Annotated in this window: 20 protein-coding genes; 6 read left to right on the forward strand and 14 right to left on the reverse strand. The window is 68.7% G+C overall.

Translation table 11 applies throughout. The annotated features are described in order from the left end of the window. On the forward strand, nucleotides 1-879 hold the full coding sequence (locus V8Z80_RS15325) for a type II secretion system F family protein (RefSeq protein WP_155195163.1): 879 nt from the start codon (nucleotides 1-3) through the stop codon (nucleotides 877-879). Between the two features lie 410 nt (nucleotides 880-1289). Here the strand turns inward: V8Z80_RS15325 and V8Z80_RS15330 are convergent, their stop codons facing one another. The 9 genes from V8Z80_RS15330 to cyoA all read right to left on the reverse strand — a co-directional run bounded on the left by V8Z80_RS15330 (nucleotide 1290) and on the right by cyoA (nucleotide 10291). Continuing rightward, entirely contained in the window at nucleotides 1290-2111 is an 822-nt protein-coding gene (locus V8Z80_RS15330) for a BPSS1780 family membrane protein (RefSeq protein ID WP_336062586.1), read from the reverse strand. 146 nt (nucleotides 2112-2257) lie between these two features. Beyond that, nucleotides 2258-3223 carry a homoserine kinase gene (locus V8Z80_RS15335; RefSeq protein ID WP_336062587.1) on the reverse strand — a complete coding sequence of 322 codons (966 nt, stop codon included), beginning with the start codon at nucleotides 3221-3223 and terminating at the stop codon, nucleotides 2258-2260. A gap of 124 nt (nucleotides 3224-3347) precedes the next feature. Next, nucleotides 3348-3893 carry a response regulator transcription factor gene (locus V8Z80_RS15340; protein ID WP_336062588.1) on the reverse strand — a complete coding sequence of 182 codons (546 nt, stop codon included), beginning with the start codon at nucleotides 3891-3893 and terminating at the stop codon, nucleotides 3348-3350. Next, a complete protein-coding gene (locus tag V8Z80_RS15345) occupies nucleotides 3883-5238 on the reverse strand; it encodes an ATP-binding protein (RefSeq protein ID WP_155195165.1) in 1356 nt (451 codons plus the stop codon). Before V8Z80_RS15345 ends, V8Z80_RS15340 begins: the two co-directional genes overlap by 11 nt. Nucleotides 5239-5240: 2 nt before the next feature. Further along, nucleotides 5241-6116, reverse strand: coding sequence for an SURF1 family protein (locus tag V8Z80_RS15350; protein ID WP_155195166.1), 876 nt, complete (start codon nucleotides 6114-6116; stop codon nucleotides 5241-5243). Between the two features lie 15 nt (nucleotides 6117-6131). Next, complete coding sequence (gene cyoD / locus V8Z80_RS15355) at nucleotides 6132-6527, reverse strand: cytochrome o ubiquinol oxidase subunit IV (RefSeq protein WP_155195167.1); 396 nt, start codon at nucleotides 6525-6527, stop codon at nucleotides 6132-6134. After that, nucleotides 6524-7165, reverse strand: a complete 642-nt coding sequence (gene cyoC, locus V8Z80_RS15360; RefSeq protein ID WP_155195168.1) for a cytochrome o ubiquinol oxidase subunit III — start codon at nucleotides 7163-7165, stop codon at nucleotides 6524-6526. The genes cyoD and cyoC overlap by 4 nt, the downstream gene beginning before the upstream one ends. Next, a complete protein-coding gene (gene cyoB / locus V8Z80_RS15365; RefSeq protein WP_336062589.1) occupies nucleotides 7158-9164 on the reverse strand; it encodes a cytochrome o ubiquinol oxidase subunit I in 2007 nt (668 codons plus the stop codon). Before cyoB ends, cyoC begins: the two co-directional genes overlap by 8 nt. Before the next feature lie 53 nt (nucleotides 9165-9217). Continuing rightward, nucleotides 9218-10291 carry a ubiquinol oxidase subunit II gene (cyoA, locus tag V8Z80_RS15370; protein ID WP_155195170.1) on the reverse strand — a complete coding sequence of 358 codons (1074 nt, stop codon included), beginning with the start codon at nucleotides 10289-10291 and terminating at the stop codon, nucleotides 9218-9220. Nucleotides 10292-10505: 214 nt separating this feature from the next. Here cyoA and V8Z80_RS15375 point away from each other — a divergent pair, with 214 nt between their 5' ends. Together V8Z80_RS15375 and V8Z80_RS15380 are read left to right on the forward strand one after the other, a co-directional pair. After that, complete coding sequence (locus tag V8Z80_RS15375; RefSeq protein WP_336062625.1) at nucleotides 10506-11801, forward strand: MFS transporter; 1296 nt, start codon at nucleotides 10506-10508, stop codon at nucleotides 11799-11801. 217 nt (nucleotides 11802-12018) lie between these two features. Further along, the gene (locus V8Z80_RS15380) at nucleotides 12019-12294 is read left to right on the forward strand and encodes a DUF1488 family protein (RefSeq protein ID WP_155195172.1); all 276 of its coding nucleotides are present in this window, start codon (nucleotides 12019-12021) and stop codon (nucleotides 12292-12294) included. On the opposite strand, the gene cueR is transcribed toward V8Z80_RS15380, so the two are convergent. Together cueR and V8Z80_RS15390 are read right to left on the reverse strand one after the other, a co-directional pair. Next, nucleotides 12295-12732 (reverse strand): Cu(I)-responsive transcriptional regulator, encoded by a 438-nt coding sequence (gene cueR / locus V8Z80_RS15385; protein ID WP_336062590.1) that lies wholly within the window; start codon nucleotides 12730-12732, stop codon nucleotides 12295-12297. Next, nucleotides 12729-15017: a heavy metal translocating P-type ATPase gene (locus V8Z80_RS15390; RefSeq protein WP_155195174.1), complete on the reverse strand. Its 2289-nt coding sequence runs from the start codon at nucleotides 15015-15017 to the stop codon at nucleotides 12729-12731. The genes cueR and V8Z80_RS15390 overlap by 4 nt, the downstream gene beginning before the upstream one ends. Nucleotides 15018-15182: 165 nt before the next feature. On the opposite strand from V8Z80_RS15390, the gene V8Z80_RS15395 reads away from it, so the two are divergent. The 3 genes from V8Z80_RS15395 to V8Z80_RS15405 all read left to right on the forward strand — a co-directional run bounded on the left by V8Z80_RS15395 (nucleotide 15183) and on the right by V8Z80_RS15405 (nucleotide 17720). Then, nucleotides 15183-15389, forward strand: coding sequence for a heavy-metal-associated domain-containing protein (locus V8Z80_RS15395; protein ID WP_155195175.1), 207 nt, complete (start codon nucleotides 15183-15185; stop codon nucleotides 15387-15389). Nucleotides 15390-15529: 140 nt separating this feature from the next. Then, nucleotides 15530-16261 carry a glutathione peroxidase gene (locus tag V8Z80_RS15400; protein ID WP_155195176.1) on the forward strand — a complete coding sequence of 244 codons (732 nt, stop codon included), beginning with the start codon at nucleotides 15530-15532 and terminating at the stop codon, nucleotides 16259-16261. Nucleotides 16262-16313: 52 nt separating this feature from the next. Further along, nucleotides 16314-17720 (forward strand): dihydrolipoyl dehydrogenase, encoded by a 1407-nt coding sequence (locus V8Z80_RS15405; protein WP_336062591.1) that lies wholly within the window; start codon nucleotides 16314-16316, stop codon nucleotides 17718-17720. A 53-nt stretch (nucleotides 17721-17773) separates the two neighbouring features. Here the strand turns inward: V8Z80_RS15405 and V8Z80_RS15410 are convergent, their stop codons facing one another. The 3 genes from V8Z80_RS15410 to V8Z80_RS15420 all read right to left on the reverse strand — a co-directional run bounded on the left by V8Z80_RS15410 (nucleotide 17774) and on the right by V8Z80_RS15420 (nucleotide 21030). After that, complete coding sequence (locus tag V8Z80_RS15410) at nucleotides 17774-18022, reverse strand: GlsB/YeaQ/YmgE family stress response membrane protein (protein WP_155195178.1); 249 nt, start codon at nucleotides 18020-18022, stop codon at nucleotides 17774-17776. A gap of 279 nt (nucleotides 18023-18301) precedes the next feature. Continuing rightward, the gene (locus V8Z80_RS15415) at nucleotides 18302-18961 is read right to left on the reverse strand and encodes an SCO family protein (RefSeq protein ID WP_336062592.1); all 660 of its coding nucleotides are present in this window, start codon (nucleotides 18959-18961) and stop codon (nucleotides 18302-18304) included. After that, entirely contained in the window at nucleotides 18958-21030 is a 2073-nt protein-coding gene (locus tag V8Z80_RS15420; protein ID WP_336062593.1) for a M3 family metallopeptidase, read from the reverse strand. Before V8Z80_RS15420 ends, V8Z80_RS15415 begins: the two co-directional genes overlap by 4 nt. Between the last annotated feature and the right edge of the window lie 61 nt (nucleotides 21031-21091).

Here is a 21091-nt window from a genome sequence, read left to right on the forward strand (position 1 = left end):
ATGGGCTGGCATATCCTGAGCGTGGCGGCGGCAGGCGCCTGCGGCCTGCTGGCGCTGCACTGGCTGATGGGGCCTTTGCGCCGCGGCGATCGGCCTGCGGCCGCCATCGCGGCCTTGCCCTGGCCGTGGCGCTGGAGCTGGCCATGGCTGCAAGCCGGCGCCGGCACCGCGCAGCGGCTGCTGGGATGGCGCCGCCGCGAGCACCTGGAGCAGGCCATCGGACGGGCAGGCTTGAAAGGCTGCCTGAGCGCCGCCCACGTGGCCGCGGCGCAATGGGCGCTGGCCTTGGCGGGTATCGCCCTGGCCTGGGTCATGGCCGTCCTGGCGCAACTGCCTGTTCGTCATGCGGCATGGCTGGGCGCCGGGCTCGCCGGCGCGGCGGCGTGCTGGCCCACGGCCTGGCTGCGCCAGCGCGCGCGCCAGCGCTCGCGCCGCATGCTGCGCGAGCTGCCGTTCCTGCTGGACATGATCACGCTGTGCATGGACGCCGGCCTGAACGTGCAAGGCGCCTTGCAGCAGGCGGTCGAGCGCGGGCCGGCAGGCCCGTTGCGCGACGAGTTCCAGGCGGCGCTGGCGGACGTGCGCGCCAGCGTGGCGCGCCTGGATGCGCTCAAGGCCTTGGCGCAGCGGACAGGACTGCCGGCGCTGCACAGCCTGGTGTCGGCCATCGTCCAGGCCGACACCCTGGGCATGAGCCTGGGGCCGGTGCTGCAGGCGCAATCGGAACGCCAGCGTGCCGAACGTCTGCTCAGGGCCGAGCAGCAGGCGCTGGAGGCGCCGGTCAAGATGCTGTTTCCCCTCATCGTGTGCATCTTTCCCTGCACGTTCCTGGTGCTGGGGTTTCCCATCGTGCAGCGGCTGCTGCAGGCCATGCCGTGATGGCGGCGCGCCCCCTTTGCCTGATCCGCGCCTTCACGCCGTGGCGGCGGCTGGCCGGCTGGTGGCGGCAAGCGCCGCCCGACGCCGACCACGGCCTGTGGCTGCGGCCCTGCCGTGCCGTCCATACCTTGGGCATGCGGCATGCCATCGCGGTGTATTTCCTGGACCGCCAGGGCCGTGTGCTGCGCAGCATTGCGCACCTGGCCCCGGGCCGCGTGGCCTGGTGCCGGGGCGCCCATTCGGTGGTGGAGACCTGGCCGCCGGCCGTCAACGGGCCGGACGAGCACTGGCGCCGGGTACAGCACGCCGTGCAGGCGGCCTTGCAGGATGGCGCCCGCGCCGCCGCCTTGCCCCGGGATGCCGCACCATCGCCCCGGGATGGCGGACAGGCGGGCTGCGCCGGCCCGCCGTCAGTCCCGGGGATCCTGCGGGTCCTGCGCGGCCTGCTCGGGCGGCGGCTCGTCCGCGTGCCGGTTCAACTGGAAGACCGAGACGTAGTTGGGATACAGGCTGCAATACAGCACGGCGCCAAGCACGACGTTCAAGGGCGTGCGCAGCGTCAGCACCCATTGCGCCGGCATGCCCAGCAGCATGAGCAGCACGCCCAGCAGCTCCAGCGCCATGAAGGCGCCGCCCAGCGCCAGCCCGTACATCAGGAAGGCCCACTTGTTGCGCCAGCAGGCGACGGTGGAATAGAACAGCGACTGGACCAGGCGGATGTCATGGAAAGCCACCAGGGGCGGGGCATACCAGAACAGCGTGGCCAGGATCACGTAGAGAATGCCGAAGATGACCAGCGGCGCGCGGATGGCCATCATCAGCGGCAGGGGGTCTTCGCTTTGCATGGCGGCCTCGACCGCCTGGCGGATCTCGCCGCTGTAGGGCAAAAAGGCGATCAGGCCGGCCAGCAGGCTCAGCCCCATGAACAGGCTGCCCAGGCCGGTCAGGCGCTTGAACACGCCCGGGCGCCGCAGCGGTTCGGACCACATGCCCAGCAGCATCTGCTGGCCTTGGTCGATGCGGCGCGCCGCGGCCATGCTGACCACGGTGACCACCGGCATCAGGGCCATGAAAAGCAGGGGGCCGATGGGCGCCAGCGCGCCGGCCACCATCATGACCAGTCCCACCAGCATGGCCCAGGTGAACATGGCCAGGGGCTGGCGCCGGAAGATGGTCCAACCGTCTTGGACCCAGCGCCAACCGGCCATGGCGGGTAAGGAAACAGCTTGCATATCAGTTTTCCATGGCGCGGCGCGCGATTCCGGCCGCTTGAGACGCAAGCCGGTCAAGCGGGGGCGGCGCGCAGCGGGCCTTGCCGGCCCGCGGGCGACGCATTCTTGAAAGCGGGGCGCGCAGCGTTTCGAGGGGCGAATTCATTTCACGGCAGCTCGGGCAGGTCGGCCTGCCGCGCGCGCAGCACGCGCTCGAAGTGCCGCGGATCGTGCGGCTTGAGCGTCTGCGCCGGCCGCGGCAGGTAGTAATCATAAAGGCGCGATAGCCAGAAGCGCAGCGCGGCGGCACGCAGCATGGGCCCCCAGGCCTGGCGCTCGTCGTCCGTGAACGGCCGCACCTGGGCATAGGCCCGCAGCCAGGCCTGCAGCCGGGGCAGGTCGAAACGGCCGCTGGCCGGCTCGATGCACCAGTCGTTGACGGCCACCGCCACGTCGAACAGCCAGTGGTCCCAGCCGGCGAAATAAAAATCGATGAAGCCGCCCATGCGCGGCGATTCGAAGGTGCCGGCAAACAGCACGTTGTCGCGGAACAGATCGCAGTGCGAGGGCCCCTGCGGCAGGCCCTGCCATTGCGGCGTTTCGGCCAGCCGGCGCTGCTCGTCCAGGGCGTGGCTCAACAGCGCGGCCTGCCCGGCGTCCAGGAAGGGCAGCACCTTGGGCGCCGTGGCCAGCCGCCAGGGCAGGCCGCGCAGGTTGGGCTGGCGGTTGCCGAAATCCTGCCCGACCAGGTGGGTGCGCGCCAGCGTCTGGCCGGCCAGGGCGCAGTGCGCCGCCGACGGCGCCGGCTCGTAGCCGCCGGGCAGGCGCGTGACGATGGCGCAGGGCTTGCCGTGCAAGCGGGTTATGCGCCCGCCGCTGCGCAGGGGCTGTGGCTGCGGCACGGGCATGCCGCGCTCGGCCAGGTGGTGCATCAGGTCGATGTAGAAAGGCAGCTGTTCGGCGGTCAGCACCTCGAACACCGTGAGCACGAAGCTGCCACGCGTGGTGTCCAGGAAAAAGTTGCTGTTCTCGATGCCAGCGGTGATGCCCCGAAGGGCGACCAGGCTGCCCAGGTCGTAATCCTGCAGCAGCGTGCTGACGTCTTGGTCGGAAACCGGGGTAAAAACAGCCATCGGCGTATCGAAGCAATGCGTGGGTGAAAGAGCGGCCAGCAGCGGGGCGAGCCGGCGAAAGCGCGATTTTAGACCAAGGGCGCGCGGCGGACCGGAACGGGCTGGCCTTGGGCGCACGCACCGTTCACTTGACCCGCTGCTTGCCCAGCTTGCGCGCCAGCGTGCGCCGGTGCATGCCCAGGCGGCGGGCGGTCTCGGAAATATTGAAGCCCGTGGCCGCCAGCGTCTCGTGGATGCGTTCCCATTCCAGCGTCTTGATCGAGGTGGTGCGTTCGGTGACCTCGACGGCCACGTCGCCTTCCGCGCGTTCGAACGCGGCTTCGATATCGTCGGTGTTCGAGGGCTTGGCCAGGTAGTGGCAGGCGCCCAGCTTGATGGCCTCGACCGCCGTGGCGATGCTGGCAAAGCCGGTCAGCACCACGATCAGCATCTTGGCATCGTGCGCATGCAGCGCCTGCACGCAGGCCAGGCCCGAGGCCTCGCCCTTGAGCTTGAGATCGACCACGGCATAGTTGGGATGCTCGGTGCGCAGCAGTTCCTGCAGCGGCTCGAGCCCCACGGCGTGCAGCACCCGGTAGCCGCGCCGCTCGAAAGAGCGGGCCAGCGTGCGCGCGAACGCCGCATCGTCCTCGACGATCAGCAGCGTGCGGGGGGCGCCCTCAGGACTCACCGTGCTCTTCCTCCGTGAAATCGAGCGTGATGGCGGACAAGGGCAGGGTCAGCACCACCTTTGCGCCACCTTCGGGCAGGTTCTGCGCCCCGACGTGCCCGCCCAGCGTGCGCGCCACGTTGACGACCAGGAACAGGCCCAGTCCGCCCCCTGGCCGCCCCTTGCTGGACTGGTAGGGCTTGCCCAGCTGCTTGAGCATGCCGGGGTCGAAACCCGGGCCGCGGTCGGTAACGGTGATGCGCAGGCCGTCGTCCGCGCGCTCGGCCCGCAGCTGTACCCAATCCGGCGAGGCTTCCAGGGCATTGTCCAGCACGTTGCCGATCATCTGCTTGATGGCCGAGTCCGACACCATGAGCAGGTCCTGCCCGAAGTCGTTATGGTAGTGCAGCCGGGCGCCCGGCCGCGTGGCCTGCCATTGGGCCACCAGGTCGTCCAGGAAGGTCCGCACGGTGGTCTGCACCGGCGCCTCGCCGCGCGCCTCGCCAGCCGAGAGCAGGATGCCGCTGACGATGGACTTGCACCGCTGCACCTGCGCCTGCATCTCCACCAGCTCCTGCATCAGCTCGGGATCGCGGGTGAAGGGCGGCATGCGGCGCCAGTCTCCCAGGATGACGGCCAGGGTCGAGAGCGGCGTGCCCAGTTCGTGCGCCGCCCCCGAGGCCAGCAGGCCCATGCGCACGATGTGTTCTTCCTCGGCGGCGCGCTGGCGCAGGTCCGCCAGTCGGGCGTCGCGGCGCCGCAGGTTCTGGTTGATGCGGGTGATGAAGATGACCAGCAGCGCCGCGTTCAGTGCGAAGCAGATCAGCATGCCCTGGATGTAGGGGCTGCCCAGCCCTTCGTTGTGATCCGGCGGCAGGGCCAGCGGGATGCCGGTCAGCGTCAGGCCGGCAAAGCACAGGGCCGTCACCACGACGATGGCCCAGGTGGACCAGGGCTTGAGCAGCACCGCGGCCAGGCTGACCTGCAGCAGGTAAAGGAACACGAAGGGGTTGGTGGCCCCGCCGCTCAGGTACAGCTGCACCGTCAGCATGGCCACGTCCACCAGCAGCGCGGCCATGAGCTCGAAGTTGGCCACCTCGCGGCGGATCCGCAGGCGCAGCACGCTGGCCACGTTAAAGGCCACCAGCACCAGCAGCACCACCAGCATGGCGTCCAGGGGCAGGGGGATGCCGAACACGGAGTGGACCACCGAGATGGTGGCTACCTGCCCCAGCACGGCCAGCCAGCGCAGCTGGATCAGCACATGCATGTTGCGCCGGCCGGTATTGTCGCCCACGTAGCCGGCGCTCGTGGGCGGCGGCCGGCCCCTGCGCGGGGCGGCCGCCGGCTTCAAAGACGTGGTCATGGCTATCTCCGTTCGGGCGGAGTATAGGGCGCTTTGCCGGCGGACCCGGCGGCGGCGCCGCCGTGCGGCGATGCGCCGGCCTGGCTGCGGGCCGCGGCGGCGGCCTGCCGGCGCAGGCGCCGTTCGTCGCGCGCCACGTAGAAGGCCGCGCCTGCGACCATCAGGGCCAGGGTGTACCAGGTCAGGGCATAGACCAGGTGATGGTTGCGAAAGGACAGCACCGTCAGCCCGGCCACCGGCCAGCCTTGCGGATCGCTTGCCGATGCGTCGGCGTCGATGAAATAGGGCGCGGCGCGGTCCAGCCCGCGCCGCTGGGCGATGGCCTGGACGTCGCGCGAATGCCAGCGGTCGGCCGCCGGATCGTTCTTGCGCAGGAATCCGCCTTCCGGCTCGGTCATGCGCAGCAGGCCGGTGACCGTGACAGGGCCTTGGTCAGGCGTCTTGCCCCGCGTGGCCGGGTCGCGCCGCTCGGGCGGCACGAAGCCGCGATTGACCAATACCGTGCTGCCGTCGTCCCGGCGCAGCGGCGTCAGCACCCAGAAGCCGCTGCCCAGGGCCGAGACGGCCTGCACCAGCGTTTCCTGGTCGTGCGCGTAGACGCCCGCCACCTGCACCCGGCGGTATTCGTCCTGCGCGGCGCTGACCTGCGGCCAGGCGGCAGGGCCGGGCGCCGGAACCGGCTCGGCGTGGACGCGGCTCTGGACCCGTTCGATCAGGTCCAGTTTCCAGGCGCGCCGTTCGATCTGCCAGTTGCCCAGCGCGACCAGCCCCAGAAACGCAAAAGCGGCCAGGGCCGCCAGGGTTGCCAGCACGCCGCGCCCGCGCGGTCCGCGCCCGGAGGGCGGGGAGACGGCGGGGCGGGCGTGGACTTGGGTCATCGTGCTGGCGATGCCTTACATCGACTGCATGTCGTGCATCATGGGCATCATGTTGGTGTTCAGATGGTACATGACCCACAGCGACCCGGCCAGCGTGATGACCACGATGACGACGGTGAAGATCAGCGACAGCATGGTCCAGCCGCCCTCGACGCGGGTGTTCATGTGCAGGAAGTAGATCATGTGCACGACGATCTGCACGGCGGCAAAGCCCAGCACCACCAGCGCGGTCGTGGTGGAGTCCGAGAAGACCTTGCCCATGACCACCCAGAAGGGTATGGCCGTCAGGATGACCGACAGGATGAAGCCGGTGACGTAGCCCCGCGTGGTGGCGTGGTAGGCGGCCTCGCCATCATCGTGGTGATCGTGGTGGTCGTGGCCGGGGTGGAGGTTTTCGGTATGGGCGCTCAAGGCAGCACTCCCATCAGGTAGACAAAGGTGAAGACACCGATCCAGATGACGTCCAGGAAGTGCCAGAACATGGACAGGCACATCAGGCGGCGGCGGTTCTCGGCGATCAGGCCGTGGCGGCGGACCTGGACCATCAGGGTCACCAGCCAGATGATGCCAAAGAGCACGTGCAGCCCGTGGGTGCCCACCAGCGCGAAGAAGGCCGACAGGAAGCCGCTGCGCTGGGGCGTGGCGCCCAGGTGGATGAAGTGCGCGAACTCGTAGATCTCGATGGCCAGGAAGGCCAGGCCGAACAGGCCCGTGATGCCCAGCCACATCAGCGTCTTGCCGACGTTGCGGTTCTGCATCTGGATCATGGCCATGCCGTAGGTGATCGAGGAGAACAGCAGCATGGCCGTGTTGATGGCCACCAGGTTCAGGTCGAACAGGTCGGCGCCCGAGGGGCCGGCCGCGTAGTTGCGGCCGATCACGCCGTAGACGGCGAACAGGCAGGCGAAGATGAGGCAGTCGCTCATCAGGTACAGCCAGAAGCCGAACAGCGTGCCGTTTTGCGGATGGTGCTCGCCCGGGACGTAGAAGCGCAGCTGGTCCGGCGCGTGCACGCCGGAAGCGTTGAGGGTGGCGGTATGGTCAGACATGTTGGGCAAGCAGGCGGGTACGTTCAGACTCGACGCGAACCACTTCCTCGGCGGGAATGTAGTAGTCGCGCTTGTAGTTGAAGGTGTGGGCGATGGTGACCACGATGATGGCCAGGAACGACAGCACCGTCAGCGGCCACATGTGCCAGATCAGCGCGAAGCCCAGCACCGTGCACAGGCCCGAGAGGATGATGCCCGCGCCGGTGTTCTTGGGCATGTGGATCGGCAGGAAGCCTTCGCTGGGGCGCTGGTAGTTGCGCTCCTTCATTTGCCACCACGCGTCGTTGTCGTGCACCTGCGGCGTGAACGCGAAGTTGTAGGCCGGCGGGGGCGAGGAGGTGGACCATTCGAGGGTGCGGCCGTTCCAGGGGTCGCCGGTGTGGTCGCGCAGCTGCTCGCGGCGCAGGTGGCTGACCACCAGCTGGATCAGGAAGGCGGCGATGCCCAGCGCGATGATGAAGGCGCCCACGGCGGCGATCTGGAACCAGATCTGCAGCGAAGGATCGTCGAAGCGGCTCAGGCGGCGCGTCACGCCCATCAGGCCCAGGATGTAGACCGGCATGAAGGCGACCCAGAAGCCGATCAGCCAGCACCAGAACGAGACCTTGCCCCAGAAGGGATCGAGCCTGTAGCCGAAGGCCTTGGGATACCAGTAGTTGATGCCGGCCATCATGCCGAACAGCACGCCGCCGATGATCACGTTATGGAAGTGCGCGATCAGGAACAGGCTGTTGTGCAGCACGAAGTCGGCCGGCGGCACGGCCAGCAGCACGCCGGTCATGCCCCCGATCACGAAGGTCACCATGAAGCCGACGGTCCAGAGCATGGGCACCTCGAACTGGATGCGCCCGCGGTACATCGTGAACAGCCAGTTGAAGATCTTGGCCCCGGTGGGGATGGAGATGATCATGGTCGTGATCCCGAAGAACGAGTTCACGCTGGCGCCCGAGCCCATGGTGAAGAAGTGGTGCAGCCACACCAGGTACGAGAGCACCGTGATCACGACCGTGGCGTACACCATCGAGGCATAGCCGAACAGGCGCTTGCGGCTGAAGGTCGAGACCACTTCGGAGAAGATGCCGAAGGCGGGCAGGATCAGGATGTAGACCTCGGGATGGCCCCAGATCCAGATCAGGTTCACGTACATCATGGCGTTGCCGCCGAAGTCGTTCGTGAAGAAGTTGGTGCCCACGTAGCGGTCCAGCGACAGCAGGGCCAGCACGGCGGTCAGCACCGGGAAGGCGGCCACGATCAGCACGTTGGTGCACAGCGAGGTCCAGGTAAAGACGGGCATCTTCATCAGGGTCATGCCGGGCGCGCGCATCTTGACGATGGTCACCAGCAGGTTGATGCCGGATAACAATGTCCCGACCCCTGCTATCTGCAATGACCAGATGTAGTAGTCCACCCCTGTGCTTGGACTGTGCAGGATGCCCGAGAGCGGCGGATAGGCCAGCCAGCCAGTCTTGGCGAACTCGCCCAGGAACAGCGAGACCATGACCAGCACGGCGCCGCTGGTGGTCATCCAGAAGCTGAAGTTGTTCAGGAAGGGGAAGGCCACGTCGCGCGCGCCGATCTGCAGCGGCACCACGTAGTTCATCAGCCCCGTGACCAGCGGCATGGCCACGAAGAAGATCATGATCACGCCGTGGGCGGTGAAGATCTGGTCATAGTGGTCGGGCGGCAGGTAGCCGGCCGAGCCGCCGAAGGCGATGGCCTGCTGGATACGCATCATGATGGCGTCGGCAAAGCCGCGCAGCAGCATGATGAGCGCCAGGATGATGTACATGATCCCGATCTTCTTGTGGTCGATCGTGGTGAACCATTCGCGCCAGAGGTAGCCCCAGAGCTTGAAGTAGGTGATGGCGCCCAGCAGCGCCAGGCCGCCCAGCACGACCGCCGCGAAGGTGACGGCCAGGATGGGCTCGTGGGTCATGGGAATGACATCCCAGCTGAGCCGCCCGAGCAGCAATGATTTGAGATCGAATTGGTCAGACATCTTGTTTTACCGGTACCGGAGGCACTTGGTCGAGAAGGGGCTTGCGGGCATGACTACAGCGAAGCCTGGGCTTCGGGAACCACGAAGGAGGGGTCGTCGGTGGTGCAGATGGCCGCGACGTAGCTGCGGGCCGGGCGCCGGGTCAGGCCCAGGGCCTGGCGCGTGGCGTCGTCCAGCGAGGTGATCGCATAGGTGCCGGTGATGCCCAGGCCGCCGCGCGCGTCGATGGCCATCATTTCGTCCATGCACATGCGGTTCGGCTCCACGCAGCGGTTCAGGATGGCATGGTAGAGATCGGGCGCGACGGTGCCGTAGCGGCGCACGGGCTCGCGCTCGCTGGGCTGCTCGAGCTGCAGGTAGGCCGCGCGGTCCAGGGTGTTCTCGCTCTGGCGGTTCTCCGCCACCCATTTGTCGAAGTCCGCCTCGGCCAGGCCCAGGAACTTGAAGCGCATGTCCGAGAAGCCCGCGCCGCTGTAGTTGCCGGAGAAGCCGACATATTCGCCGGGGCGGTTGATCACGCCGTGCAGGGTGGTCTGCATGCCGGCCATGGCGTAGATCTGCCCGGCCAGCGCGGGGATGAAGAAGGAGTTCATCACCGAGGACGAGGTGATCTTGAACTGGATGGGGCGGTCGACCGGCGCGGCCATCTCGTTGACCACGGCGATGCCTTGTTCCGGATACAGGAACAGCCACTTCCAGTCCAGGGCGACCACCTCGACCACCAGCGGCTCGGTGCCTTCCTGCACCGGGCGCTGGGCGTCGATGCGGTCCAGCGGCCGGTAGGGATCGAGCAGGTGGGTGCTGGTCCAGGTGAGCGCGCCCAGGGCGATGATGATCAGCAGGGGGATGGCCCAGATGACCAGCTCGAGCAGCGTGGAGTGGTCCCAGTCGGGGGCGTATTCCTTTTGCGCGCGGGCGCTGTTGGCGCGGTAGCGCCAGGCGAACAGCAGCGTCAGGATGATGACCGGGACGATGACGATCAGCATCAGGTAGGTGGAGTACAGGATGAGATCGCGTTGCTGGATCGCAACATCGCCGGAGGGGGACATCACCACCCAGCTGCACCCGGACAGCAGGGACAAGGCGGCGAGCGCGGCCAGCGCGCGTAGAGGCTTCTGGAGGGACATTGCCAAATGTATCTGGAGGAGCGTGGGCAGGAAAATGCGACGCTGACTGTACGATAGAGCGCAGCCCCGGGGGAATTGGACATTTTGTCCTATGGCGCGGCGCGGCGAGTAATGAGATTCTTCGGGTCCGCGTAAAAAACCGTCAGTAGCGATTCACGAGCCCAGCAAGATGTCCAGCACGACGCATACTTCCTCCGAACCTTCCTCCCGCGCGATGGAGCGCGACCTGCGGCGCATTTCGGCCGACGGGCACTCCAAGGTCGCGCCGGGCGAGATCGCCATCGGCGTGGTCATCGGACGGGCCTCCGAGTATTTCGACTTCTTCGTCTTCGGCATCGCCTGCGTGCTGGTGTTCCCGTCGGTGTTCTTCCCCTTCGCCGAGCCCCTGCAAGGCACGCTGTACGCCTTCACCATCTTTGCGCTGGCCTTCATTGCCCGGCCCTTCGGCACTTCGCTGTTCATGGCCATCCAGCGCCGCTTCGGCCGCGGCTTCAAGCTGACCGCCGCGCTGTTCCTGCTGGGCACCGCCACGGCCGGCATGGCCTTCCTGCCCGGCTACGGCACGCTGGGCAACTATGCGATCTTCCTGCTGGCCGTCTTCCGCATCCTGCAGGGCGTGGCCTTCGGCGGCTCCTGGGACGGCCTGCCCTCGCTGCTCTCGCTCAACGCCCCGCGCCACCGGCGCGGCTGGTACGCCATGCTGGGCCAGCTGGGCGCGCCCATCGGCTTTCTGGTGGCCAGCGCGCTGTTCCTGTACCTGCACGCCAGCCTGTCGCAGCAGGACTTCCTGCAGTGGGGCTGGCGCTATCCCTTCTTCGTGGCCTTCGCGATCAACGTGGTGGCGCTGTTCGCCCGCCTGCGCCTGGTCGTCACGCACGAATACACCCGCCTGCTCGAGGAAGGCCAGCTCGAGCCCATCGGCACGATCGAGATGCTGCGCGGCCAGGGCTACAACCTGTTCCTGGGCGCCTTCGCCGCGCTGGCCAGCTATGCGCTGTTCCACATCGTCACCGTTTTCCCGCTGTCCTGGATCGCCCTGAACGACGGGCAGGCCATCGAGGGCGTGCTGTGGATGCAGGTGTGGGGCGCCTTCGTGGGCATTGCCGCGACCATCGCCTCGGGCAAGCTGGCCGACCGCATCGGCCGGCGCAACACCCTGGGCACCCTGGCGGTGCTGATCGGCATCTTCGCCGTGGTCATGCCCTGGATGCTCGATCGCGGCCCGGCCGGGCAGGATGCCTTCATCCTGGTGGGCTTTGCCCTGCTGGGCCTGTCCTACGGCCAGGCCTCGGGCACGGTCACGGCCAACTTCTCGCGCCGCTTCCGCTACACCGGCGCGGCCCTGACCTCCGACCTGGCCTGGCTGTTCGGCGCGGCCTTCGCGCCGCTGGTCGCGCTGGGCCTGTCCTCGCGCTTCGGGCTCGTATCCGTCAGCATCTATCTGTTGTCGGGCACTGCATGCACGCTGCTCGCCCTGCGCATCAACCGGGCCATCGAGTCGCGCTACTGATCCCGGCCCGACGCGGCCCGCGCCCCAGGAAGACCCCTGGCGCGCGGTTGCGTCCCTTTTGAGGGCCGCCGGTCCGCATCCTTGCCTGCTCGCGCGCCTTGCGGCGCGCGAGGCGTTTACGGCTTTACAGACACTGTTGCATCCGGGACGGCTGCCCGGCGCTAGCATCTGGCTGTCGATTCGTTTGCATGCCGCTAAACGACAAAGGAGCCGGATCATGGACTACGACCCCAATGCCGTCGCCGAGAAGACCTGCGTGCGTTTTACCCTGCGCGATGCCAAGCGCAGCTATCCCGCCGCGATCAGCTCCAAGGCGCTGGTGGAGTGCTTCGGCGCCGAAATGAGCGAGGCCGGCCTGATCGCCAGCTATCGCGCCAATTCCGAAGCCATCCACCGGGCTGCCCGCCAGCGCGCCGGAACCACCCTGGACAAGGGATTGCTGTTGACCGGCGCCGACCTGGCCGGCCCGCGGGCGCAGGCCGCGGCGCGCTAGCTAGCGCGGGGCCGCGCCGGCGCGATTGCCCGGCGCTTGCCCGGCAGGGCCGCCTTGCTCCAGCGCCTCGATGATGGGGCATTCGGGCCGCTGGTTGCCGTGGCAGTGTTCGGCCAGGTGCCGCAGCGTGCCGGCCATCTGGGTCAGGGCCCGGGCCTTGGCCTCCAGGGCCTGCACGTGCGCCAGGGCCAGGCGCTTGACGTCGGCGCTGGCGCGGCCGCGGTCCTGCCACAAGGCCAGCAGGGCCTGCATCTGGGCCACCGAGAAGCCCAGTTCGCGCGCGCGCTGCACGAAGCGCAAGGTATGCACGTGCCGGTCGGCATAGATCCGGTAGCCGGCGGCGTTGCGCTCGGGCGGCTCGATCAGGCCGATTTTTTCGTAGTAGCGGATCATCTTTGCCGAAACGCCCGACAGGGCGGCGGCCTTGCCGATGTTCATGCCGTCTCCTGGCGCAGCCCTGCCACGGGCGGCGCAAAACGCTTGAGCCGCAGCGCGTTGCCCACCACGAACACGCTGGACAGTGCCATGGCGCCGGCGGCAAAGGCCGGCGTCAGGCTTATGCCCCAGCGCGGGGCCAGCAGACCGGCAGCCAGCGGGATGAGCGCCACGTTATAGAAGAACGCCCAGAACAGGTTTTGCCGGATATTGGCCAGGGTGGCGCGCGAGAGCGAGATGGCCAGCGGCACGCGCCGCAGGTCGGCCGACATCAGCACCACCGAGGCCGACTCCATCGCGATGTCGGTGCCGGTGCCCAGCGCGATGCCCACATCCGAGGCCGCCAGGGCCGGCGCATCGTTGATGCCGTCGCCCACGAACGCCACGCGCAGGCCTTGCCCGCGCAAGCCGGCCAGTGCGGCGGTCTTGCCTTCGGGCAGCAGCTCGGCATGAACCTGGTCCATGCCGAGCTGGCGGGCCACGGCCTGGGCCGTATGGGCGTTGTCGCCCGTCATCATGACCGTGCGCACGCCCTGCGCGTGCAGGGCGGCCAGCGCCTGGCGCGCCTGCGGCTGCAGCGGGTCGGTCACGCACAGCAGGGCGGCCAGGCGCCCGCCCACGGCCACGAACACAGGGGTGCCGCCGGCATCGCCCCAGGCGCCGGCCTGCGCCTGCCAGGCCGAGATGTCCAGCCCCATCTGGTGCATGAGCCGCGCCCCGCCGGCCACGACCGGCTCGCCCTGCACCTGGGCGCGCACACCCGCGCCGACCAGCGCCTCGAAATGCTCGGCGGCGGGCCAGTGCAGGCCCTGTTCGCGCGCCGCCGCGCAAATGGCGTGGGCGATGGGGTGCTCCGAATGCGCCTGCACGGCGGCCAACCTGCGCAGCACGGTATCGCGGGCAAAGCCTGGCATGGCGATCCAATCGGTCAGCGCCGGCCGGCCGGCCGTCAGGGTGCCGGTCTTGTCGAAGGCCACCACGTCGATGTCGCGCAGCGCCTGCAAGGCGTCCCCCTGGCGAAACAGGATGCCCAGCTCCGCCGCGCGTCCCGTGCCCACCATGATGGAAGTGGGCGTGGCCAGCCCCATGGCGCAGGGGCAGGCGATGATGAGCACCGTCACCGCATGCACGAGCGCATTGCCCAGCGCGGGCGCCGGCCCCCAGGTCAGCCAGGCGGCGAACGTCAACGCCGCCAGGCCGATGACCGCGGGCACGAACCAGGCCGTGACGCGATCGACCAGCGCCTGGATGGGCAAGCGCGCTTCCTGGGCGGCCTGCACCATGCGGATGATCCCGGCCAGCACCGTGTCCTCGCCGGTCCGCGCGACCCGCAGCGTCAGGCTGCCGCTGCCGTTTTGCGTGCCGCCGGTCACGCTGTCGCCGGCCTGCTTGCGCACCGGCGCGGCCTCGCCGGTGATCATCGCCTCGTTGACGTAGGACTGGCCGCTTTCGACTGCGCCGTCCACCGGCACCCGCTCGCCGGGCCGCACCCGCACCCGGTCGCCGACGCGGATGCCGGCGATCGGGATTTCGGCTTGCCGCCCGTCGCGCAGGACCAGCGCGCTGCGGGCCTGCATGCCCGCCAGCCGGGTGATGGCCGCGCTCGTGCGGCCCCGCGCGCGGGCTTCGAGCAGCCGGCCAAGCAGGATCAGGGTCACGATGACCGCGGCCGCCTCGAAGTACACATGGGCGGCACCGGCGGGCAGCCAGCCGGGGGCCAGCAGCGAAACCATCGAATAGCCCCACGCGGCGCCGGCGCCCAGCGCCACCAGGGTGTTCATGTCGGGCTGGCGCCGCCACAGCGCGTTCAATCCCAGCCCGAAGAAATGCCGGCCGGGGCCGGCCAGCACCAGCGTGGTCAGCACGGCCTGGAGCGCATGGCTGTTGCGCGCGCCCAGCGCCTGCGCGATCCAGTGATGCAGCGCCGCGCTGGCGTGCGAGCCCATTTCCAGCACGAACACGGGCAGCGTCAGCAGGGCGGCTGCCGCAAAGGCCGCTTTCTGGCGCCGCAAGGCTTGGGCGCGTTCCTGGTCCTGGCGGCGCCGGGCCGCGCTTTCGTCGCGCCCCAGCACCGCCGCCCGGTAGCCGGCGCGCTCGACCGCCTGCACCAGCGCCGCGGCGTCCTGGCCGGGCTGGCGCCGCACCTGCGCCCGTTCGGTGGCCAGGTTGACGTGGGCCAGCGTCACGCCGGGCACCGCGCCCAGGGCGCGCTCCACGCGCCGGGCGCAGGCTGCGCAGGTCATGCCCGAGATGGACAGGCGGACTTCGTCGGAAGAGGGGGCGGACATCGGGAGGCTCCCGGGCGGAAAATGGCTGCGATACCCGCAGTATCATCCTTACCATGATGGCAAGGTCAAGCCCGCCACGCGCTTGACCTTGCCACGCTGGGAACCCCCATGATGGGGGTGGCGCCGGCAGCCCGGACGCCCCCGACTGGACCAAGGAGATCGATAATGAACATTCGCTACCACGTCCCCGACATGAGCTGTGGCCACTGCGTGAACGCCATTACCCAGGCCGTGCAGGCCGCGGTGCCGGGCAGCCAGGTCGATGTGGACCTTCCCACCCATACCGTCACCGTGCTGGGCGCCACCGAAGGCGACCGGGTGCTGGCGGCCATCCAGGACGCCGGCTACAGTCCCACCGAAATCGCCGGATAAGGCGCGCAGCCGGGCAGCATCGGGCGATGGCGTAAGCCTATCGATTTAGTTGAATAATTAAATTCGATTTATTGATAGATGGGGTCTATCATCTGATCCATACGTTATTCACGCAACCCGTCAACGGATCAGGAGTCCCCATGTTGCAAGCCAAGGAAGGCCAGCGCGTCCCTCAAGTTTCCTTCCCCGTCCGCAAGGACAATGCCTGGACGCAGCTCAGCACCGACGAGCTGTTCGCCGGCAAGACCGTCGTGGTCTTCTCGCTGCCGGGGGCTTTCACGCCCACCTGCTCGTCCACCCACCTGCCGCGCTACAACGAACTGGCGCCGGCCTTCTTCGCCAACGGCGTGGACAGCATCGTCTGCGTATCGGTCAACGACACCTTCGTGATGAACGAATGGGCCAAGGACCAGGAAGCGCAGCACATCACCCTGCTGCCGGACGGCAACGGCCTGTTCACCGAAGGCATGGGCATGCTGGTGGACAAGAGCGCGCTGGGCTTTGGCAAGCGCAGCTGGCGCTATTCCATGCTGGTCAAGGACGGCGTGGTCCAGAAGATGTTCATCGAGCCGGAAAAGGAGGGCGATCCCTTCGAGGTGTCGGATGCCGATACCATGCTCGACTACATCGCGCCGGCGGCCAAGCGGCCGGACCAGGTGGTGGTGTTTTCCAAGCCGGGCTGCCCCTTCTGCGTGCAGGCCAAGCAACTGCTGCAGGACCGGGGCTACGACCCGGTCGAAGTGCCGCTGGAGAACAAGGTCCGCGGGCGGGTTATCGGCGCGGTCTCGGGCAAGTCCACCGCGCCGCAGGTGTTCATCAATGGCGAACTGGTCGGCGGCCTGGAAGACCTCAAGCGGCGGCTGCAGGCCTGACGGCCCGCCAGCCCACAGCCATCGACGAGATCAACGCAATCAGGATAGACGAATGAAAACCTTGCATACCGACGTCGCCGTCATCGGCGCAGGCACCGCGGGGCTGGGCGCCTACCGGGCGGCCAAGGCCCGGGGCAAGCGCGCCTTGCTGATCGAAGGCGGCCCCTACGGCACCACCTGCGCCCGCGTGGGCTGCATGCCCTCCAAGCTGCTGATCGCGGCGGCCGAGGCCGCCCACGAGGCGCAGGCGGCGGCGCCCTTCGGGGTGCATGTGCAAGGCGTGACCGTGAACGGGCGCGAGGTGATGGACCGCGTCAAGCGCGAACGCGACCGCTTCGTGGGCTTCGTGCTCGAAAGCGTGGAGCATATCCCGGCCGAGGACAAGCTGCGCGGCTATGCGCGCTTCGTGTCCGATACCGTGCTGCGGGTGGACGACCACACCGAGGTGCACGCGGCCAGCGTGGTCATCGCCACCGGCTCGGTGCCCCTGGTGCCCGAGTCCTTCAAGGCCCTGGGCGAGCGCCTGGTGGTGAACGACGACGTGTTCTACTGGGACGACCTGCCGCGCCGGGTGGCCGTCTTCGGCCCCGGCGTCATCGGCCTGGAGCTGGGGCAGGCGCTCAAGCGCCTGGGCGTGGACGTGCGCGTCTTCGGCGTGAGCGGCAGCGTGGGCGGCATCACCGACCCGGTGGTGCGCCAGCACGCCAAGAAGCTCTTTCAGGAAGAGTTCTATCTCGATCCGGATGCGCGGGTGCTGGACACCCGGCGCGTGGGCGACGAGGTGCAGGTGCGCTACGTGGCGCTGGACAACAGCGAGCGCACCGAGCGCTTCGACTATGCGCTGGTGGCCACGGGCCGGCGGCCCAACATTGCCGGGCTGGACCTGTCCAATACCTCGCTGGCGCTGGACGACAAGGGCATTCCGCGCTATGACCGCCTGACCATGCAGTGCGGCGAGCTGCCCATCTTCATCGCCGGCGACGTGAACAACGACGTCCCGCTGCTGCACGAGGCCGCCGACGAGGGCCGCATCGCCGGCGAGAACGCCGCCGGCTTTCCGCAGGTGACGCCCGGCCTGCGCCGCGCGCCCTTGATGGTGGTGTTCTCGGATCCGCAGATCGCGGTGGCTGGCAAGTCGCTCAAGCAGCTGCAGGCCGGCACCTTCGTCACCGGCAAGGTCGATTTCGGCAACCAGGGCCGCTCGCGCGTCATGCTGCGCAACCGGGGGCTGCTGCACGTCTATGCCGAGAAGGCGACGGGCCGCTTCCTGGGCGCCGAGATGGTGGGCCCGCGCGCCGAGCACATCGCCCACCTGCTGGCCTGGGCGGCGCAGCAGCAGATGACGCTGGCGCAGATGCTGGACATGCCGTTCTACCATCCCGTGGTCGAGGAAGGCCTGCGCACCGCCTTGCGCGATGCCTATGCCCAGCTGGAGCTGCCGCAGCAGGAGCAGGCCTGAAAGCAAAGCGCCGCTGCCTTGGCAGCGGCGCTTTGCATGGCCGGGGCGGGGGCTTATGCCTTGCGGCGCACCAGTCCCACGACGAACAGCACGATCAGGGCCCCGATGACCGAGGCGATCCAGCCCACCGGCTCGCCCGGCGCGTACAGGCCGGCCAGCTGGCCCAGCCAGCCCGCCACCAGGGCACCCACGATACCCAGCACGGTGGTCAGGACCAGGCCCATCTTCTGCTCGCCGGGCATGATGGCCCGGGCGATCAGGCCCACGATAAAGCCCACGATGATCATGATGAGAATGTTCATGCTGCTGCTCCTTGGTTGGCTGCCGGCCGTCTCCAGGCAGGACCCCGGCCAAAGGGGGCGCTCCCAGGAGGCGGCGTGGGGCGGATATTTGGGTATCGCACGGGATGCGTGCCCGGTCGATGATAGCGAGGGCGCTCCCGCCTGCCTGTAACAATTCTGGCCGTGTTGTATACAGGCATCAGCCGGGCGCAGCGTGGGGGCATTTTTTGCCGCCGGGCCGCCCCAAGGCAAAAAGGCCCCCTCGGGGGGCAGCAAGCCGCAGGCGCAGCGTGGGGGCTTTTACGAGGCCTGCGCCAGCAGCTGCTTGATGTCGCGGGTCAGCGCGTCCACCGACTCGGAATCCGAGGCAAGCAGGCGCGCCCGGCCCCGCTGGTCGAAGATATAGATGCCGCGGCTGTGCGTGACCTCGTATACGTCGGCATCGTCGCCGGGCCGGGGCTTTTCGATCTGGTAGGCCACCCGGTAGCGGCGCGCCAGGTCGGCCACCTGGCGCTCGGTGCCCGTCACGCCCAGGGCGTTGGGGCTGAAGGCATCGACGTAGGCCTGCAAGGTGTCGGGATCGTCGCGGTGGGGGTCGACGCTGACGAAAAGTATGCGCACCTGTTCGGCCTGCGGGCCCAGGCGCGTCATGACTTCGTTCAACTGGGCCATGGTCGTGGGGCAGACGTCCGGGCAGCTGGCGTAGCCGAAGAACATCAGCACGGTCTTGCCCTGCACGTCGGCCTGGGTGACGGTGCGCCCGCCCGCGGCCGAGAGCGAGAAGCGCAGGTCGGGCACGTGTCCGCTGACGTCGTACAGCGTCCAGTCGCCCGAGTTGGGATTGCAGGCGGCCAGCGCCCAGACCAGCGCCAGCGCAGCCAGGCGGCGCAGCGTGCTCACTGGGCTACCTTCGTGCTGCGCACTCCGGTATTCGCCCTTGGGGCGGCCCGGCGGGTTCATGCCGCCTCCGCCTGCTCTGTCAGGCCGCTGTGGCGCAGCAGCGCGTCGATGCTGGGCTCGCGGCCGCGAAAGGCCTTGAAGGAATCGGCCGCCGGACGCGTGCCGCCCACGGCCAGGATCTCGCGGCGAAAGCGCAGGCCGGTGTCGGCATCCAGCGTGCCGCCCGCGCCTTGCGCGGCTTCCTCGAAAGCGCTGTAGGCGTCGGCCGAGAGCACCTCGGCCCATTTGTAGCTGTAGTAGCCGGCGCCGTAGCCGCCGGCGAACAGGTGCGAGAACGCGTGCGGGAAGCGGTGCCAGTCCGGCGGGAATACCACCGCCACCTCCTGGCGCACCGTATCGAGCAGGGCCAGCACCTGGGCGATGGCCTGCGGCTCGGCCGTCTCGTGCAGCAGGATGTCGAACAGCGAGAACTCGACCTGGCGCAGCATCTGCATGCCGCTTTGGAAGTTGCGCGCGGCCAGCAGCTTCTCGTAGAGCGCGCGCGGCAGCGGCTGGCCCGTCTCCACATGCTGCGAGAGCCGGTTCACCACGTCCCATTCCCAGCAGAAGTTCTCCATGAACTGCGAGGGCAGCTCGATGGCGTCCCATTCGACGCTGGCGAAAGCCGAGGCGCCCGGCTCGTCCACCTCCGAGAGCAGCGCGTGCAGCGCATGGCCGGTTTCGTGAAAGAGGGTGATGACGTCGTCGTGGGTCAGCAAGGCGGGCTTGCCGCCTTGCGGCCGGGCGAAGTTGCAGGTCAGGTAGACCACCGGGGTCTGCACCGAGCCGCCCAGCACGCGGCGGCTGCGCTCGCTGTCCACCCAGGCGCCGCCCTGCTTGCCGGCGCGCGCGTACAGGTCCAGGTACAGATAGCCCAGCACCTGGCCTTGCGGGCTTTGCACCTGCACGCCGCGCACGTCCGGATGCCAGGCCGAAACCTCGTGATCGCGCAGGCGCACCTGGAACAGGCCTTCGATCACCTCGAACAGGCCCGACAGCACGCGCGGCTCGGTGAAATAGCGCTTGACCTCGTCGTCGGAATAATCGTAGCGGGCCTCACGCAGCCGTTCGGAGGCGAAGGCCATGTCCCAGGGCATGAGCGGGTCCAGGCCCAGCGTCCCGGCCGCAAAGGCGCGCAGTTCGGCCAGGTCCTTTTCAGCGTGAGGCCGGGCCCGGCGGGCCAGGTCGCGCAGGAAGCCGGCGACCTGCTGCGCATCGCGCGCCATGCGGGTCTGCAGCCGCAGCTCGGCATAGCTGGCGTAGCCCAGCAGCCGGGCCTCCTCGGCCCGCAGGGCCAGCAGCTCTTCGATCAGCGGCGAATTGTCCCAGCGCGGCTCGCCCTGCTCGGAGGCGATGGTGCCGTGCGCCCGGTACATCCGCTCGCGCAGCGCGCGGTTGCGCGCGTACTGCATCACGGGCAGGTAGCAGGGCATCTTCAGGCTGAGCTTCCAGCCCGGCTTGCCGTCCTGGGCGGCGGCGTCGCGGGCGGCGTCCTTCACGTCCTGGGGCAGGCCGTCCAGCTCGGCCTCGTCCTCGACCAAAAGCGACCAGCCGTCCACGCTGTCCAGCACGTTCTCGGAGAATTTCTGCGACACCTGCGCCTGCCGGTCGGACAGCTGCGCGTAGCGCTCGCGCGCCTGGCCCTGCAGCTCGACCCCGCTGAGCCGGAAGTCGCGCAGCGCCAGCTCGACGATGCGCCGGCGCACGTGCGGCCAGGCCGGGAAGTCCGGCGCCGCGGCCAGGCGCCGGTATTGGCGGTACAGCCCTTCGTGCAGCCCCACCCAGGTCGAGAACTCGCTGACCTTGGGCAGCATGGCGTTGTAGGCCTCGCGCAGGGCAGGGGTGTTGACCACGGAATTGAGGTGGCCGGCCACCGACCAGGCGCGCCAGAGCTTCTCGGTGGCCGTATCCAGCGGCTGGACGATCGCTTCCCAGCTGGCCGGCAGGCCCGGGTCGGCCGCCGCCTCGACGGCCTGGCGCGCGGTCTGCAGCAAGGCCTCGATGGCCGGCTGGATGTGCCCGGGCTGGACCTGGGCATAGTCGATGAGGTCGGCCACCGGGGCCAGGAGCGGGTTGTCTTGCTGGGTCATGCGGATAGGCCTGCTTCGATGTTTCGTGAGGCATGGCGGCCAGCCGTGCCGGCCAGCCGCC

It is taken from the genome of Orrella sp. JC864, assembly GCF_037026685.1.
Classification (GTDB): Bacteria; Pseudomonadota; Gammaproteobacteria; order Burkholderiales; family Burkholderiaceae_B; genus Orrella.

What these genes read in the sequence shown, in the direction of transcription:
- V8Z80_RS15325 (WP_155195163.1), top strand. Translation starts at nt 1, where the DNA reads ATGGGCTGGCATATCCTGAGCGTGGCGGCGGCAGGCGCCTGCGGCCTG.
- V8Z80_RS15330 (WP_336062586.1), bottom strand. Translation starts at nt 2,111, where the DNA reads ATGCAAGCTGTTTCCTTACCCGCCATGGCCGGTTGGCGCTGGGTCCAA.
- V8Z80_RS15335 (WP_336062587.1), bottom strand. Translation starts at nt 3,223, where the DNA reads ATGGCTGTTTTTACCCCGGTTTCCGACCAAGACGTCAGCACGCTGCTG.
- V8Z80_RS15345 (WP_155195165.1), bottom strand. Translation starts at nt 5,238, where the DNA reads ATGACCACGTCTTTGAAGCCGGCGGCCGCCCCGCGCAGGGGCCGGCCG.
- V8Z80_RS15350 (WP_155195166.1), bottom strand. Translation starts at nt 6,116, where the DNA reads ATGACCCAAGTCCACGCCCGCCCCGCCGTCTCCCCGCCCTCCGGGCGC.
- cyoC (WP_155195168.1), bottom strand. Translation starts at nt 7,165, where the DNA reads ATGTCTGACCATACCGCCACCCTCAACGCTTCCGGCGTGCACGCGCCG.
- cyoB (WP_336062589.1), bottom strand. Translation starts at nt 9,164, where the DNA reads ATGTCTGACCAATTCGATCTCAAATCATTGCTGCTCGGGCGGCTCAGC.
- cyoA (WP_155195170.1), bottom strand. Translation starts at nt 10,291, where the DNA reads ATGTCCCTCCAGAAGCCTCTACGCGCGCTGGCCGCGCTCGCCGCCTTG.
- V8Z80_RS15375 (WP_336062625.1), top strand. Translation starts at nt 10,506, where the DNA reads ATGGAGCGCGACCTGCGGCGCATTTCGGCCGACGGGCACTCCAAGGTC.
- V8Z80_RS15380 (WP_155195172.1), top strand. Translation starts at nt 12,019, where the DNA reads ATGGACTACGACCCCAATGCCGTCGCCGAGAAGACCTGCGTGCGTTTT.
- cueR (WP_336062590.1), bottom strand. Translation starts at nt 12,732, where the DNA reads ATGAACATCGGCAAGGCCGCCGCCCTGTCGGGCGTTTCGGCAAAGATG.
- V8Z80_RS15390 (WP_155195174.1), bottom strand. Translation starts at nt 15,017, where the DNA reads ATGTCCGCCCCCTCTTCCGACGAAGTCCGCCTGTCCATCTCGGGCATG.
- V8Z80_RS15395 (WP_155195175.1), top strand. Translation starts at nt 15,183, where the DNA reads ATGAACATTCGCTACCACGTCCCCGACATGAGCTGTGGCCACTGCGTG.
- V8Z80_RS15400 (WP_155195176.1), top strand. Translation starts at nt 15,530, where the DNA reads ATGTTGCAAGCCAAGGAAGGCCAGCGCGTCCCTCAAGTTTCCTTCCCC.
- V8Z80_RS15405 (WP_336062591.1), top strand. Translation starts at nt 16,314, where the DNA reads ATGAAAACCTTGCATACCGACGTCGCCGTCATCGGCGCAGGCACCGCG.
- V8Z80_RS15410 (WP_155195178.1), bottom strand. Translation starts at nt 18,022, where the DNA reads ATGAACATTCTCATCATGATCATCGTGGGCTTTATCGTGGGCCTGATC.
- V8Z80_RS15415 (WP_336062592.1), bottom strand. Translation starts at nt 18,961, where the DNA reads ATGAACCCGCCGGGCCGCCCCAAGGGCGAATACCGGAGTGCGCAGCAC.
- V8Z80_RS15420 (WP_336062593.1), bottom strand. Translation starts at nt 21,030, where the DNA reads ATGACCCAGCAAGACAACCCGCTCCTGGCCCCGGTGGCCGACCTCATC.